General features: G+C 42.2%; 16 protein-coding genes and 1 pseudogene. 9 read left to right on the top strand and 8 right to left on the bottom strand.

The window, feature by feature from the left end:
• The first annotated feature begins 44 nt into the window (after positions 1-44).
• The 9 genes and pseudogenes from HPY31_RS11020 to HPY31_RS10980 form a co-directional block, all read left to right on the top strand.
• Positions 45-443, top strand: coding sequence for a hypothetical protein (locus HPY31_RS11020; RefSeq protein WP_172140742.1), 399 nt, complete (start codon positions 45-47; stop codon positions 441-443).
• 92 nt (positions 444-535) lie between these two features.
• Positions 536-994, top strand: a complete 459-nt coding sequence (locus HPY31_RS11015) for a chemotaxis protein CheX (RefSeq protein WP_012685410.1) — start codon at positions 536-538, stop codon at positions 992-994.
• Positions 995-1067: 73 nt separating this feature from the next.
• Positions 1068-1592: a hypothetical protein gene (locus HPY31_RS11010; RefSeq protein WP_172140741.1), complete on the top strand. Its 525-nt coding sequence runs from the start codon at positions 1068-1070 to the stop codon at positions 1590-1592.
• Positions 1593-1612: 20 nt separating this feature from the next.
• The gene (locus HPY31_RS11005; RefSeq protein WP_172140740.1) at positions 1613-3361 is read left to right on the top strand and encodes an ABC transporter ATP-binding protein; all 1749 of its coding nucleotides are present in this window, start codon (positions 1613-1615) and stop codon (positions 3359-3361) included.
• Positions 3362-3470: 109 nt separating this feature from the next.
• Positions 3471-3932 (top strand): GNAT family N-acetyltransferase, encoded by a 462-nt coding sequence (locus tag HPY31_RS11000; RefSeq protein WP_253901768.1) that lies wholly within the window; start codon positions 3471-3473, stop codon positions 3930-3932.
• A 350-nt stretch (positions 3933-4282) separates the two neighbouring features.
• Positions 4283-5146: an ABC transporter permease subunit gene (locus tag HPY31_RS10995; protein WP_172140738.1), complete on the top strand. Its 864-nt coding sequence runs from the start codon at positions 4283-4285 to the stop codon at positions 5144-5146.
• A 34-nt stretch (positions 5147-5180) separates the two neighbouring features.
• Positions 5181-6104, top strand: a complete 924-nt coding sequence (locus tag HPY31_RS10990) for an ABC transporter permease (protein ID WP_172140737.1) — start codon at positions 5181-5183, stop codon at positions 6102-6104.
• 420 nt (positions 6105-6524) lie between these two features.
• Positions 6525-6746 (top strand): helix-turn-helix domain-containing protein, encoded by a 222-nt coding sequence (locus HPY31_RS10985; RefSeq protein ID WP_003387736.1) that lies wholly within the window; start codon positions 6525-6527, stop codon positions 6744-6746.
• A gap of 465 nt (positions 6747-7211) precedes the next feature.
• Positions 7212-7354 (top strand): annotated as a pseudogene (locus tag HPY31_RS10980) (DNA adenine methylase); the annotation flags it as partial.
• A 1-nt stretch (position 7355) separates the two neighbouring features.
• Here the strand turns inward: HPY31_RS10980 and HPY31_RS10975 are convergent.
• From HPY31_RS10975 to HPY31_RS10940, 8 genes are all read right to left on the bottom strand, one after another.
• Positions 7356-7556, bottom strand: a complete 201-nt coding sequence (locus tag HPY31_RS10975; protein ID WP_172140672.1) for a hypothetical protein — start codon at positions 7554-7556, stop codon at positions 7356-7358.
• Between the two features lie 177 nt (positions 7557-7733).
• Complete coding sequence (locus HPY31_RS10970; protein ID WP_172140736.1) at positions 7734-8117, bottom strand: hypothetical protein; 384 nt, start codon at positions 8115-8117, stop codon at positions 7734-7736.
• Positions 8118-9029: 912 nt separating this feature from the next.
• Positions 9030-9707: a hypothetical protein gene (locus HPY31_RS10965; protein WP_172140735.1), complete on the bottom strand. Its 678-nt coding sequence runs from the start codon at positions 9705-9707 to the stop codon at positions 9030-9032.
• A 367-nt stretch (positions 9708-10074) separates the two neighbouring features.
• On the bottom strand, positions 10075-10542 hold the full coding sequence (locus tag HPY31_RS10960; RefSeq protein WP_172140734.1) for a GNAT family N-acetyltransferase: 468 nt from the start codon (positions 10540-10542) through the stop codon (positions 10075-10077).
• A gap of 1848 nt (positions 10543-12390) precedes the next feature.
• Positions 12391-12474: a YjcZ family sporulation protein gene (locus HPY31_RS10955; RefSeq protein WP_012685423.1), complete on the bottom strand. Its 84-nt coding sequence runs from the start codon at positions 12472-12474 to the stop codon at positions 12391-12393.
• Between the two features lie 242 nt (positions 12475-12716).
• Positions 12717-13076: a VOC family protein gene (locus tag HPY31_RS10950; RefSeq protein WP_172140733.1), complete on the bottom strand. Its 360-nt coding sequence runs from the start codon at positions 13074-13076 to the stop codon at positions 12717-12719.
• Between the two features lie 134 nt (positions 13077-13210).
• On the bottom strand, positions 13211-13729 hold the full coding sequence (locus tag HPY31_RS10945; protein ID WP_172140732.1) for a hypothetical protein: 519 nt from the start codon (positions 13727-13729) through the stop codon (positions 13211-13213).
• Between the two features lie 224 nt (positions 13730-13953).
• Positions 13954-14475: a M23 family metallopeptidase gene (locus tag HPY31_RS10940; protein WP_172140731.1), complete on the bottom strand. Its 522-nt coding sequence runs from the start codon at positions 14473-14475 to the stop codon at positions 13954-13956.
• Between the last annotated feature and the right edge of the window lie 160 nt (positions 14476-14635).

The raw sequence follows: 14635 nt of genomic DNA, 5'->3' as shown, positions 1-14635 counted from the left end.
ACGGCTATTGCCGGGCCAAATTTTTTGTGGGAGGATACTATTCGATGTTTTACCATGGGATCATGTGGGAATATGTTATGAGAGAGTACCCAGTGCTCTCACCAAGAAGGACAGCCAAAAGGAAACGTGGGGCAGAGCAATTGTTGGATCGCATTCATCTGATCGAACAATTCGGTTTGGAACCCGTTCATTTGCTTGAGGCCGACGAGGATTACGATGAAGTCCGCTGTATACAGGAATGTTTGGCATTTGGAGACACTGTTTTTGCCTTTGATCGAGTCGTGCTTCCGATGTGGCAATTGAGTAAGCATGAGATCGGTGTAGAAATAGTAGACTTGCGAACGTGCACGGCCATCTATACCATTGGTCATGAGACAAAAGTAGAGGAATATTTTCCTGGTAAACCTTGTTTTCGTGACCTTGTACCTAGGAAGTTTTCGTAATCCTATTGCATCTGCCAAAAATCGACATTATGATAGTCCTATACGAGTTCAACCTCTGAGAGTGAATTGCCCGGGAAAGGAAGAGAATGCAGATGATAGTCCAGTACCTTGATCCATTTCTTGAATCAGCTTCATCCGTGATTCAACAAGTATGCAATGTCGACATTTCGCGTGGAGAGTTAGCTGAAAGAGAATGGAGCCATGTAGAAGGCCATACATGGATTCGAATCGGAATGACAGGTCAATTACAAGGTGAGGTCTTTTTCGGTCTGCAAGAGGAATTGGCTTTGCGCATTGTCTCGGCCATGATGGGTGGCTATCCCGTGCAAGAGATGGATGAGCTCGGAAAAAGTGCCATTTCCGAGTTAGGGAACATGATTTCCGGGAATGCGAGTACGCTTTTGTCCAATCGAGGAGTTATCGTAGACATAACCCCGCCCTTATTTTTACACCAGCATGACTTGAAAGACATGGCAGGGACAGCATTGATTGCACCGCTCGATCTTCATGACATGGGCAGACTAGATATTCAAATTATTGTGATAAGATAGAGGCGGCTAATGGCCGTCTTTTTTGTGAAGGATATGTACCCACGCTTCATCATTCAAGGAGGGAAGGAAAGAGATGGATCATTACTTCTCGATCTGCTCAGCTGAGATGTATTACGAGAAATACATGGCCTTTTTATTGGAAAACTACGACCAGCTTCGCATGCCATATTCCTTTCCTGTGGCGCTCAGTTTTCTGGCGAGTCCCGTTTTAATGGAGGGGAAAGCATTTCTTTGCTTCAACGATGACGATGAAGTGATCGGTGCTTTTTCCTACATTTACGGGACAGGTGAGAATCAGTACGAAGACAAGCATATCGTTCAAATTCAGGTCATCTATTTTTTGGAACAGTATCGCAGCAGTCGTCTTTTTTTGCATGCCTTTCAGTATGTAACCGAGTATATCGCCTATATGGAGGAGGACGTGAAGGAGTTTCGATTCTGGACTTCCGCAGACAACTCTTTACGCAGATTGTTTGCCAAGATTGCAGATCGAGTAGCTTCTGTGGAAACGGAAAACGGTCCATTGGATGAATATCGCGCCTCATTTCGGGCTTGGCAAGCCTATGCGGCCAGGTTTCAACATGAACCATTTTTCTAATCCAAGAAGGAGACGTTACGATGCTGTTCGTCATCAAAAAACTGTTTGGTTACCTACGCCCCTATAAGCTCCTGAGTTCCCTTTTTTTCCTCACGCTTGCACTTGATCTACTTTTTTTATCCTTGGCACCTCTCAGTTTCCAAATGATCATTGATAGAGCGATTGTTCCCAAAGATATGCACGTTTTCTCCGTTATCATGATCGTCTTGGCGATTAGCGGGTTCATCTGTATCAGTGCTGGAATGATCAGTGATTATGTGCTGGCAAAACTAAATGCACGTGTGCAAAATGATTTGCGGCAAAAATTGTTTGCGCATATGCAGCATTTGCCAGTCAGCTATTTCCATAAAACACGTTCGGGCGAACTGATCTCTCACTTTTCAGTGGATTTACCTGTCATTGACAGATCGTTAGCGATTCTCTTCACGACAGGTATTCAGTCATTGGTGGTCGTGACGATTAGTACGATGGTGTTGTTTTATTTAGAATGGGTGATGGCGCTGTGTATTTTGGTTGGGGCAATCTTGATCTTTACAGGCCCTTATTTGCTTGGACGACGTGCTCACGCAATCAATGCTGCCTATAAAGAACAGCTCGCTGCTATGACGAATGATGTCCAGGAAAATACGAAAGCGCAAATGGTTATCAAGGGGTTCAACCTGCAAGCGGTCATGATCGATAAATTCATGGAAAGACTCGAATTGCTGTTGGTCAGCAACTATCGCAAAAATTTGATGGCAGCGAGGTTGGAACGAATTCCTGCGCTATGCTTGCTACTCATCAACTTTACGATCATTGGCTTCGGTTCCTATCTGGCACTCACCGGGAGAATCTCTGTCGGTTCGCTTGTCGCCTTTTTCACCATGTATACGTCGATGGGGAATGCAGTATTTAATCTGACCTTTACGCTACCACTGATGACAGATGCACAAGTCAGTATGGAGCGAATCCAGAAGGTGCTGAATGAACCTAGTGAAAAAGTCGACCATTCTTCATTCGAACAGATTGATTTGGTTACGACTGAAGTGTCCATAAAAAACGTTACCTTTGGCTATCAAGAAAATCAGTTATCGATTAAGCAAATCAGCATGCAGATTCCAGCTCGATCAAAAATTGCGATTGTTGGCTCCAGCGGGTCAGGAAAAAGCACGATCATTCAGCTGCTATTAGGCTTTTATCAACCTAGTTCTGGTCATATCGAGATAAACGGCACAAAACTAGATGAAAGGAATCGGGAAGCCTTCCGCAACCATGTAGGGGTCGTCTTTCAGGATCACTTTCTTTTTCACGGTACAATAGCAGAAAACATCCGGCTCGGCAAACTCGATGCGACCAACGACGAGCTGAGGATGGCTGCACAGCAAGCGGAGATCCATGACTTTATCATGAGTCTACCAGACAAGTACGAGTCACTAATTTTGGATGGGGGTAGCAATCTCTCGGGGGGACAAAGGCAGCGACTTGCCATTGCTCGAGCGATTCTTCGCAATCCTTCTCTACTCATTCTGGATGAAGCAACTTCTGCTCTCGACCCCATTTCTGAGGCTTCTATAAACAAGACCTTTGCGAAGCTTTCCAGCGATCGGACTATCATTATGGTGACACATCGTTTGTCGACCATAACGGACATGGATCAAATATTTGTATTGGAGCAGGGGGAACTAGTGGAGCAAGGGACACACTCTGAATTGTTGCAAAAGCGGGGCTATTACAAAAGGCTTTGGGAGAAGCAGCAGAGAAGTTTTATCTCCTCGCACGCGGAAAAGTAGAAGTGTTACGTTAACCAACAGAAAAAAGAGAGGCAGTGTGTAAAGGATGCATGTCCACTTTAGAAAATGTAGTAGTGACAATGATTTTGCCCAATTCACGCTATTCTTTATGCGCAATCGATTGGAATTTAGCCGTATGTTTTCCCTTAGTGACACGCTCGTTCATATTTTGACGTTTCTCCCGGATTCTCATTTGATCCTTATAGAAGACGAGCGAGGTAAATTGATCGGATGGGGCCATTATCAATACTTGACAGCAGAAAGGCAACCAGACCCAACGGGAGAAATTTGCTATATCCATTCCGTTATCGTTGAAGAAAAATATCGACGGAGCAGGGTATTTCTAAAAGGCTTTCGCCATCTTATCAGACAGGTCCAGGAAGAGAATGAGCACGTGAAACAAGTAACCTTTCATGCAGATGCTAATCATGTTTATCTGAACCGACTCTATTCGAAATTTGCACAGCTTGCAGGGGAGCAGGAGGGCTATTATGGACAAGAAAACATCTACCTATCCGAAATCAATCAGCTCGCTTCCTATCTGAGAATGGACGCAATTGACGTTAAATAAGGAAAAATGCTATTCTTAAGAAGATATTGTCAGAAGGGAGGTCTATCAGATGATTCCAATGGTACCACGTTTGAAAGACGGAGTAAGAAAACCTTTCACTGCTTCGATTCAAAATCTTCTCATGAAAAATGAGCAGCTGCGTGTAGCTACTTCTTCTACGAAGTAATCAATCAGCTATCATCTTTTTCGAATCAACTGTTCCCATGAATGGAGAAGTGGTTGACAGGCTATCCTGCTCAGCCACTTTTTTATTTCTGTTTGAATAGAATCAAAAAATAAAATATTTTCTATTGTCTAGATGATTTTTAATAGATAGTGTATTGTTGGAAATAGTAAGGGGGTATGAGAGCTTGACCTATGTAAAACAATTCATTGGGATGTTTTTCCTGGTTATCGCCGTTTGCGGTGGGCCTTTCATGCTATATACGCAAAAGGAAGAAATCGTGTTCGAACCAGGAAATATCGTAGTCCATGCGGTATATCTGATTCAGCAGTTTGCAGAGGGCTCCCTCGGAACCTATTATTCCGGGCAAACGGAAAGGAGCATCGCAGAGGATATCCTCCCATTTGCAATTAGCTCCTTTGAACTACTATTCTCAAGTGTGATTGTCGCCGTTCTTGCTAGTATTATTTTTGGATTGCTATTGCAGCGCTTTCGGATCGTACGTCAATTTCAAAAGGTTTTGAATTTGCTTGCTACGATTCCTGATTTTATCCTGATCGTTGTTTCGATTGTGGGTGCGGTCGGGTTTTACAAGATGACGAACATTCGAATTATCACCCTGTCACCTGTAAGTGACTCTGAGAGTACTTGGTTTCCGATCACGCTACTGTCCATTGGACCAACGATTTTTCTCATGAAGGTAGTCAGTCTGAAGTATGCACAAATCGGCGGCGAAGACTACATTAAAACAGCTCTTGCCAAGGGGATGGGGATCTGGCATGTTCTCATTCACCACGTCTATAAAAATATCAAGCCGTTTCTCATTGCTGATTTAAAGAAGACGATTGCGATTTCGGTAGCCAACTTGTTTATTGTTGAGTACTTATTAAACGTCGTAGGATTGACCCGCTTTATTTTTAGCAAAGATGGCACCTACGAATTCAATGCTGCTGTCATGGGACTGTTAGGTATTATTTTGCTATCCATTTTGGTCTATGTATTGATTCGTCTCATTTTGTATGTGATTGAACGAGCGGTTGTATATAAATAACCCAGACTTCTTTTGGAATGAGTGAGGGTATGGTATGAGGAAACGGTTCAATTGGTCTTTATGGCTAGGCAGTATCTTGGTATTATTTTTAATCATTATCGGTGTAGCCGGACCCTATTTAGCCCCTTATGACATCGATTACCAGGCGAAAGTGCGGAATGAGATGGTGAACGGGAAGCAAGTGATCATTTCGCCTCCTTTGGCACCGTCAAGCGAGCATCTGTTGGGTACGGATAAATGGGGCTATGATTTGCTTACAAAACTGCTCCACGGGGCACCGTATACCATTTTTATTACGCTCATGATTGCGTTATTGCGATTATTGATGGGAGCATGGATCGGACTGTATATTGGAATATTGGACAAGCAGCAGCGTTGGTGGATTGCGATTGAGAACGCCTGGGGATACATGCCCATATTTATTCCTATCTATTTTTTATTGAAAGGAATCAATATCAATCCCGAATTGCCAACGTTTACGCTCGTATTGTTTTTCATAGTGGTTGTGGCTGTGCTAGGGACGCCTTCAGTAGCTGCGTCCATCCGTCAAAAAACGGAGCAAATCAAGGAATCCCAGTATGTTTTAGCTGCGACCTCGCTGGGGGCCGGACGGGATCAGATCATCTTTCGCCACATCCTACCGCATTTGAAGGAGCATCTGGTCATTGTCCTGGTGACAGAGATGATCGCCACCATGACGTTGATGGGGCTTCTCGGGATATTTGGTCTTTATGTAGGCGGCACGACTATGTACTATGACCCGATTGAGTTTCACTCGATCACACATGAATGGGCAGGACTGCTCGGGACTTACAGAAGCTTTGTCTACACGAATTACACGTGGATTTTCATGATCCCACTTGCTGCTTATATGCTTGCAATCGGTTCCTTTAGTCTACTGGCCAAAGGATTGCGTGATAAATTCGAACAGACGTATAGTCGTACCCCATTTATTTAAGTTGTGGTGCCCTTGATTTTTACGAATCAAGGGCACTTTTGGTTGATCGGGTTAAAAAAAGTGGAATGAAAGTCGAATTGTAGGGAGCAGTATATGTCTCGGATGAATAGACTGGAGTGTCGGGGGCGGTGTTGGCCTTGGGTTCCGATGGCAATCTCATCAGGCGAGGCGAACTCGTCGCGATCTGAACGGGGAACAACTGGCGCCATCGTCGTCTCGAACGGAAAAATTCACGGCGGATGTCGAAGAGGTTTCTCATCGGTGTTCGGAACCCATTGCCCATTTTCTGAATAGGATGTAAGGCAAAAGCCTAAAATCCTTGAAATTCCGGCACCATCACCCACCCCCCATCATAGGATAAGGTGACTCTGTAATCCCTCAACCTTGTTCCTGTAGAGCCCACAAGGAGGGGTGGCACGATTGAAGGGTAGCGACCAAACCAAGCCGTTGTTAACGAATCGCGAAAGAGAAGTGTTTGAACTCTTGGTCCAAGATAAGACAACCAAAGAGATTGCCGGACAACTCTTCATCAGCGAAAAGACTGTGCGCAATCACATTAGTAATGTCATGCAAAAATTAGGTGTCAAAGGTCGATCTCAGGCAGTAGTCGAACTCGTTCGACTTGGTGAACTAGAGATTTGAACCCAGTCCACCCAGCCTCCCTTTTCTTCCCTTGGTCGGAAGGGAGGGTTTTTTTATGTTGTTTTGCCCGGATACCCCTCAAAGAAAGGAGCAAGGAAAGATGGATGAAAAAAAGACCATCCCTCTACCATTTTCATGGTCTTTGGGATAGCCTCTTTTGTAGAATCTCACTTAGTCTGGACACATGCATTTCGTGTAAGGTGGAAACCAAAGGCAGGGAGGAGTACATCTAGCCTGGGGTTGACTACCTAACTTTTGAAGAAGTTTCTTAAACATTCCTATTCACCTCCTATTTATGGATGAATTTAACTTTCTATTAAATAGTAACACAGGGAGTTGAATATTTGTATACAGTATTTTCTGAATTTTCTCTTCAGTTAAGCGCGTGTAAGAAACAGAAAGCATCAGGATAGTAATATGATCTCTTGCTCACAGAGATAAACGAAGCGGAAGGAGGTGCGACAGGTGAGTAAAATAACTTTGCACTACCCCGGGCAAGTGGAGCATGGCTGACCTGGATTATCAGTCATATGCCGGGTCATACAACTTATCTAGAACCCTTTTTCGGTAGCGGTGCTGTTATGTTCAACAAGGAACGATCGATACTGTTTATTTTTCTTTCTCTTTCTCTTCCTCTTCCTGATTCATAAACGAGTAAAGCGGATCTTTTTTAACACGCCCAGACATCATGTCGTCGTAAGGGGTAAAATCTGTTCTTTTTGGTAATTGATTTTTATGAATTGATGTAAAGATCCACCAAAATATTGCAGCTACAATAACGAAGGTAATTACAGTAATGATTAAACTCATTTGTATCACCACTTTCTGCACGAGAGGGTACTTTGTTTAACATATTAGACTGGATTACCATCCGAAAGGTCACAAGTGGAATTGTTAACAGGATTTAACACAGGTGAAACTCCATAAAAAAACCTGCAGCAAGATAAGTTTAATCTTGTGCAGGTTAACAGTTTCTAAGTGAAATCGTTAGAAAGGTTTTCTAATAACTTTAATTCTCCGTGCTCCATTGCGGATAAGTCTTTGCGCTCGTTCACGGCTGATTCTAACAAGTACTGAAATATCTGTTGAGTTTTCAACGTCAAAGACTGAGAAAAACCGACCATTAGCGAAAAGTACGCCTTTAAATTCAACTTTCAATCCAGGGCAAGCTCGCGGTCGTGTGTTTTGAATAATAGTACGCATTACACCTGCTTTAATGAGCGCCCTCGCTTGTTGGGGCGTTGTACGAACCGCAAAGACTGGGTCAATTTCAACACCTGGCGCCTTTGCTTCCACTTCAACAATTAAGAAAAATCGGTTTCCGATCTTTGCAATGCTATTTGCTCCGATAGTAATCGGTGCTGTTGCCATGAGAGATCACCTCCTTGTACCAAAATATTCAGGAGGTCACGAAGGGGACAAGGGCTATACTCCAATTTTTCAAATTTGGTATTTTGACTAGATTCGAAAATCAATTCGCTGCTCTTCTTTATTGCTTCGAGGACAATCCAATAACTCGAAAATAATGTCCATATCCTTTTAGGAATCACCTTACTGTGATGATGGCAGGAATGGGGAAATAGCTTAACACAACGGTATTTTAGAAAATGAAAGCTAAGGCTGTCAAAAGTATCCCGAAAAGCAAGAGTATCCAGCCAATCACTAATGTTATGTAAGTTAAAAGCTTCCAGATTCCATAAACAGAGCCTTTTCGTAAACTTATACGACTCCACAGAATCATCCATAATCCCATCAGGGTCGCTTCCTTTTGAAGGACTGGAAAAGCAATACAGATTAATAGACCTGTGATGAAACCTAATAGTACCAATTGTCTTGAGAAAGTCATATAAAGTACCTTTCGAATCCCGGATTTATGTTTCAAACACTAAAAGGAGGAAAGAAGATGCTAAAAAAGGCCATTTGGTCGTGATGCACACTTGTGGTGGGGCTGAGCATAGCAACAGAAGAATATGGACTGTTACCTCGGAAAAGGAATGGGAACTATGTGGCTAGGTGGTTGTTATGCTGGAAGGATTAAGTGTATCTTATGAGTTCATGGTGGGTACTTTGGTAATGTCCCTAACAAAGATAGCATCGTCTCATTAAAGTAAAAAAGAGCCGCAGCTTACACGGTTCTTCATAAATCTTTTTTCCCCCAAGTATCCGATGCCCAGACAGGATAAGGTTTGCAGGTGGTTTATGTTGTTACAAGCCCACAAGCTGATGCCGATTTCATTTCGACGTCAGCTCGCGGACTAGATACATTGCCATGTGCTCTTTGTGTTAGCCAATTTTCCTGATTACTTTCGAATTTCCACCTGAACTGAGAATGATCCATCCTTCAGGAACAGGCGAGGCTTGCAGTACCTCAATCTGCGTTCCGTTAGGAGCACCATTGACATTTCTGATCACATTCGAACCTCCATAGGTTCGAACCATGACCCATCCTTTTGGGATAGGCGAAGCGAGCATCACTTCTACCTCCGTGCCGTACGAAGCATCATGAACATTTCTGATTACATTTGATCCTCCAAAGGCTCGAACCATGACCCATCCGACTGGAATAGGCGAGGCGAGCATCACCTCTATCTCGGTACCATAAGAAGCACCGTTCACATTCTTGATGACATTCGATCCTCTAAAGGCTCGAACCATGACCCATCCGCTGGGGATAGGCGAAGCTAGCAGCACCTCTACCTCTGTGCCATAAGAAGCACCATTCACATTCCTGATCAGGTTCTGCGTTCCTAACGTTCTAACGATAACCCATCCGGCTGGAATAGGTGAGGTAAGCGACACCCAGATTTCTTCTCCATACGTGGCGCTTCTGATGTTTTTATTGGAAGCGTAGGTGGTTGCCTTTTCCTGTGCAGGGAGCGCTGCCGCTTGGACTTGTGTGGCTAGAGAGGGTACTACGATGACTGAACTTAATGACAGGATCATAAGTGCTTTTTTAAACATGAACATCAACCTTTCATGATAAAAGTTGTTTGGAAACGATCATCGAGTAGAGGTCAATTGTTGTAGCATTTCTTGCAAAAAAGAGGTAGGTGTCTATCATCCCCTCTCTTAAATGCCAATATATACCATCCTATCACAAAGACGATCCTCTAACTTTAAGAGAAACTGACGAATGGTGTTTAAGATTGACAATATTTTGAATGGAGAGCGGTTGTGAGATTTGGCTGAATGAAAGCCTCCGATGCTTCGCTTCCATTCGCGGTAACTAGGTGGCAATCTGGGAGCATATCGGCATTTTATCACAGTGAGAAAAAGAAAATTAACAAAGTAGTTATTAAGAAAAAAGCTCCCCACAAATGGGGAGCGATCAATTATTAAGATTCAGGCAATAGAGAGGTTCTTTTTCTTCACCGAACTCGATTTCTCGTCCGGTGAAACGAAAACCGATACTAGAATAAAGCTTTTTGGCACCTTCGTTTGTGGAAACAAAGCTTGTGTAAATTTCTTGTGTACCCATGTTTTTTAATTCTTCAATGACCAAAAGCATGGCTGCTTTTCCGTAACCTTTTCCTTGGTGTCTGTAATCAATCATCAATCTGGTAATAAAGTAAAAACTATTTTTCATTTCGAATCCGTACATGGTGAAACCAACTAATTGATCGTCTGCGTAAATTGCTTTGGGAATCCATTCTGTTTCAACTTTTGCTTGAGCAAGGGAGAATGCATTGGAGGTGACATGCTCTTCAAAGAGGTGCAGACCTTTGTAATTCATGGATTTAAGTAAAATACATGACCAAAAATTTTCTCTCGTTACATCTCTTAGGCTGATTTTCATGCTCTTTTATTCACTCCAATTTTTCGAAAAAATCCATTTGATTAGTATAAATTACAATTCCTACTTTTCACAATACTTAATGGGGAGAATAGATGATCTAATTGTATCTGTTGGAGTAAAACCAGCGGTAATGTTTTTTTGCCCATATTCGGGCTTTTAGGTCGCAGAGTAGGGTTAGGAGCTCTTGTTATGTATAAAACTCCCACACCTTAATAAAGGGTAGGAGTCGGGTAACATACAACGGCATCGATAAACCTTGGATCAATACCATAAAACATCCAGGACCTGCCGTTCCACCGATAGCCCGTAACCCCGTTGTACTCAACGGTAATTGGATAAAACCAAAATTGCTCTCCATTTACGAGCCAAACATAAGTGTTTTCGTACACACAATCGACAAGATAGGTAGATGGTTGCGGAGGGATGTAAGTTGGTCTGGGAGGGATGAAGCCCGGGGGTGGAGATGTTGGAGCCTGAGCAGGATACACCATTTGCTTTCCACTCCTTCCTAATCTAATCAGCATCATATTCCTGGACATTTCGAGGAGTGCAGAGTGTTGCTAAAAACAATACGCAGGATAACAAATACTGGTAAAGGGATTCACATCTCTGTGGCCCGGTGAGAGGTGTTTATGATAGGTAGGATATGTAATAGTCTGGGATACGCGCTTGAGAAGACAAGCTCAATTATGTTAAATCGGGATCATTCTTTTCCAATACCCCTTTGGATATCAAAAGAACGAAGTATATGTATGTAATTATGGCTGGGATCAAGTAGGATAAAAAGGTTCCTCCAATATTCCAACCATTAAAATATTGTACTTTGCCAAAAGAATAGGCGATAGATTCCAAAAGCGTTTGGGCAACAGAAAAAAATAGTATCCAGAGAACTGGCTGGGTTCTCGTTCGGAAAATGAGAAAGTAAGTAAAGCAAGCAATAACAGGGAATATTCCGAGGTTCATCGGAAGCACGGAAGCGGTCTTGACCTCTAAGACAGGTGTCAATATCCAGTAATGGTTATATATCCCCCAGACATTAACGATGTACGACAGGACCGATGCAAATGGACCAATCGTGAGAACTATTTTAGGTGATCGCAAATACAACCAGATTCCAAAAATCCATGGAAATACGAAGCCAAGCAAAATGTTTATAAGCATTGCTTTGTTTTCTCCTCAAATTCTTTTTCATGAACATTATTGCCGTTGTTTACAAGACTTATCACAATGCTCAAATAGAGGTTTGAAAAAAAGAGAGGGAATATGTATAAGCCCCGTTGGACCGGGGCCTTGAACCTAGCAATTGCAAGGGAAAGGAAAGAGGTTTATAACGAAATTTAATGGAATGGTGATGATGGTGAACGTCTCATTGCTACCAGTGTAGACCCGAACACGATAACCATTTGGTCCGACACTGAGAAGACATCCAGTAAATGTATCGAATATGGTTCTTATTACAACGATTCTGTTGATTAATCGGACTGCTTTTCTCCGATTCTTTCTTTGTATTTCTAAGGACACTCTTCTCGACGAAGTTGTAACACCTTTTTGTGCCGCCAATTCTCGCACCTCCTTTTAAACGATCTTGCATACTCTATTTGATGTCTTTGTGAGAGAGATGCGTATACTTCGCCTCCGTACGTCAGATTACTCAACTCGTTTCTCTCACCTGGTATAAAGAATGCAAATAAGGGATGCTTGGCAACTGATACGAGCCTATGGTAAACGTAAATGTGCTAATGAATGCGCAAATTTATTTATTAAAGGCATATCCAAATGAACGACAAAGTTTAACGGGCATTATGTAAAAAGGGCAGCTTATAATGCCGCCCATAAACATTGAAAAAATTACTCGCAACTGCAAGCAACAATTACTAACAGGACAAAGAGAACCAAAATTAAAGAAAAGTCATCAAAAAAGCCAGCGCTCATAAATGTCACTCCTTAATTGTGATTGAGGATACCCCCAAATTAAGGTATGTGATATAACGAATTATGTAAGGGCGTTTGTACATGAAAAAAATAATGGGTGGAAAAAAAGTTGTTTTTATGGTGGCTGACACAATGTGTAGGGAGTGAAACCGATGGATCGCAACTGCATGGGTAGAGTGGCTAACCGCATGAAATAGATGGCAGGCAGAAGTGGACGAACAGCACTGAATTATGAATAGGCTTCAATTGGACTGTAGATGACCAAGAATGTTGATGAGCTTGCCAAATGGGTCGCGGACGTAGAAACGCCGAACACCCCAAGGCTCATCTGCTGGCCCATATTCAATTGGAAACCCTGCTTGCTTCATCCGTTCAAGCGCTGTATCGACATCATCGACTTCAATGGATAGATCAGGAGTAAGCGTGTGGGAACCTCCCTGTGAAGCAAAACTAATTTGAACGCTCATTTCTTCGTCAGTTCCGTAAGTTGCGATCCAACCATGATCCATCAATAAATGTAGGCCGAGTACGTCCTGATAAAAGCATTTAGCTGCGGCGATATCCCGGGCGTCTATATTGGCGACAATTCGTTTGACCTGCATCTCGGACCCTCCAAATGATTCGTGTTTTTTATTAATACTTTCATTATTTTACATGAAATATAGGTAATGAACAAAACACAAACGTCAACACACCTCTTACCCAATGTAAGAGGTGTGTCTATTCGCAAACTTTATTATTTGTCTAGTAGGGAACCATCGGGAAATGCATTCTTTAGAGAGTCAGCAAGTACAATAATTTTATTCCAATCAAAATTGTATTTGTTAAAAACAGATGCGCTTGTGATGCCGCGTTTAACAACTCTTCCATTTTCTTCATCTAAAAGATAGACAGTTGCACTGCTTTGAAACCTTATCAGTTGAGCATTTTCACCAATGACTTGCCCATCAGGAATACTGCTGAGAGACGGATATTCCCGAATACCATCCCAACTATTAAACAATTTAAAGTAAACATCGGCACTAACAATGCCTCTCTTTTTTCCATCCATAACTAAATATACAGTTCCACTGTTCGTTTCTTTCACCCGAAAACCATTCAATAGAGATGGATCCATTGCTATTGCTTGGATTGATCGATTTGACTTTGAAGTTTGAGAGGTGGCAGTCGTCTTATTTGCTTCGGCATACGATGGTGTAGCTAACATACTTGTTAAAAGTAATGTAGCAGAAAGGAAAGACAAGGCTCGTTTCATGAAAAACACTCCTTATTTGTAATTTATTTCCATTTCAATATGAATTTCTTGTCTATCAATGGTTTTCCTTTGGATGTATTGGCGGATTTGTTACAAAAATGTGAATACCGAGATTTTGTTGAGTTTTTTCGGAATCTCATTCAAGAGAGGATAATGCTACCGAATAGTCAGCTGGGTATGTGAATGAAAAAAGCCACCATTCCTTACGGAAGGTGACTAGATTCTTATTTGGTACTTTTGGCTAAAAAATCGGTCGGATTTACCATGGTTCCTTGTTTCATAACAGAAAAATGCAACATATCTCCTGTTTCGGATGATCCTACTTCTGCTATTTTTTGACCTTTCTTTACAGTATCTCCGGGCTTCACAAGAAATGAACCAAGGAGAATGTGACCATAGAGGGTACTGAATTCGGAATTGTGCTTGATTATTATTGTTTCTCCAAATCCTTCTGTGCTTTCAGCGAAAAGAACGACACCATCATTTGCTGCAAAGATAGCTGTACCTTTAGCGGTTGCATAGTCCAATCCGTTATGTCCTTTTGATTTCTTGGTTTCGGGATTGATTTGCAAGCCGAAATCAGAGGAAATGACATAGGGATCATGAATAGGGGCTTCTAACAAAAAGGGTGCTTCGTTCATTTTACCAGGCTGACTCAAATTACTTGCCTCCGCTGCGAAAGCCGTTGGTGTTAAAGTAACGGCTAAAGTTAAAAGATTTAATAAAACAATATTTCTGATCTTCATATCTCTTCCTACTTTCATATAAATTGGTTTCGTTAATAAATACGAGAATGATGGAAAAATGTAACTGTTTAGGAGTTGATTGGATGAGAAAGTGGCCAAGGTAACCTACTTAGAGCCCCCTTTCTTCCCTTGGTCGGAAGGGAGGGTTTTTTATGTTCAT

Origin of the sequence: Brevibacillus sp. HB1.3 (assembly GCF_013186635.1) — a bacterium.
Lineage (GTDB): Bacteria > Bacillota > Bacilli > Brevibacillales > Brevibacillaceae > Brevibacillus > Brevibacillus brevis_D.
Note: the sequence above shows the minus strand (reverse complement) of the source record. Positions and strands in the feature narration are given on the sequence as shown.

Bases quoted from the DNA above. Each gene is read 5' to 3' on its own strand.
- HPY31_RS11015 (WP_012685410.1), top strand. From the start codon at position 536: ATGATAGTCCAGTACCTTGATCCATTTCTTGAATCAGCTTCATCCGTG.
- HPY31_RS11000 (WP_253901768.1), top strand. From the start codon at position 3,471: ATGCGCAATCGATTGGAATTTAGCCGTATGTTTTCCCTTAGTGACACG.
- HPY31_RS10950 (WP_172140733.1), bottom strand. From the start codon at position 13,076: ATGCAGGTCAAACGAATTGTCGCCAATATAGACGCCCGGGATATCGCC.
- HPY31_RS10940 (WP_172140731.1), bottom strand. From the start codon at position 14,475: ATGAAGATCAGAAATATTGTTTTATTAAATCTTTTAACTTTAGCCGTT.
- HPY31_RS10990 (WP_172140737.1), top strand. From the start codon at position 5,181: ATGAGGAAACGGTTCAATTGGTCTTTATGGCTAGGCAGTATCTTGGTA.
- HPY31_RS11010 (WP_172140741.1), top strand. From the start codon at position 1,068: ATGGATCATTACTTCTCGATCTGCTCAGCTGAGATGTATTACGAGAAA.
- HPY31_RS10975 (WP_172140672.1), bottom strand. From the start codon at position 7,556: ATGAGTTTAATCATTACTGTAATTACCTTCGTTATTGTAGCTGCAATA.
- HPY31_RS10960 (WP_172140734.1), bottom strand. From the start codon at position 10,542: ATGAAAATCAGCCTAAGAGATGTAACGAGAGAAAATTTTTGGTCATGT.
- HPY31_RS11020 (WP_172140742.1), top strand. From the start codon at position 45: ATGTTTTACCATGGGATCATGTGGGAATATGTTATGAGAGAGTACCCA.
- HPY31_RS11005 (WP_172140740.1), top strand. From the start codon at position 1,613: ATGCTGTTCGTCATCAAAAAACTGTTTGGTTACCTACGCCCCTATAAG.
- HPY31_RS10965 (WP_172140735.1), bottom strand. From the start codon at position 9,707: ATGTTTAAAAAAGCACTTATGATCCTGTCATTAAGTTCAGTCATCGTA.
- HPY31_RS10970 (WP_172140736.1), bottom strand. From the start codon at position 8,117: ATGGCAACAGCACCGATTACTATCGGAGCAAATAGCATTGCAAAGATC.
- HPY31_RS10955 (WP_012685423.1), bottom strand. From the start codon at position 12,474: ATGAGCGCTGGCTTTTTTGATGACTTTTCTTTAATTTTGGTTCTCTTT.
- HPY31_RS10945 (WP_172140732.1), bottom strand. From the start codon at position 13,729: ATGAAACGAGCCTTGTCTTTCCTTTCTGCTACATTACTTTTAACAAGT.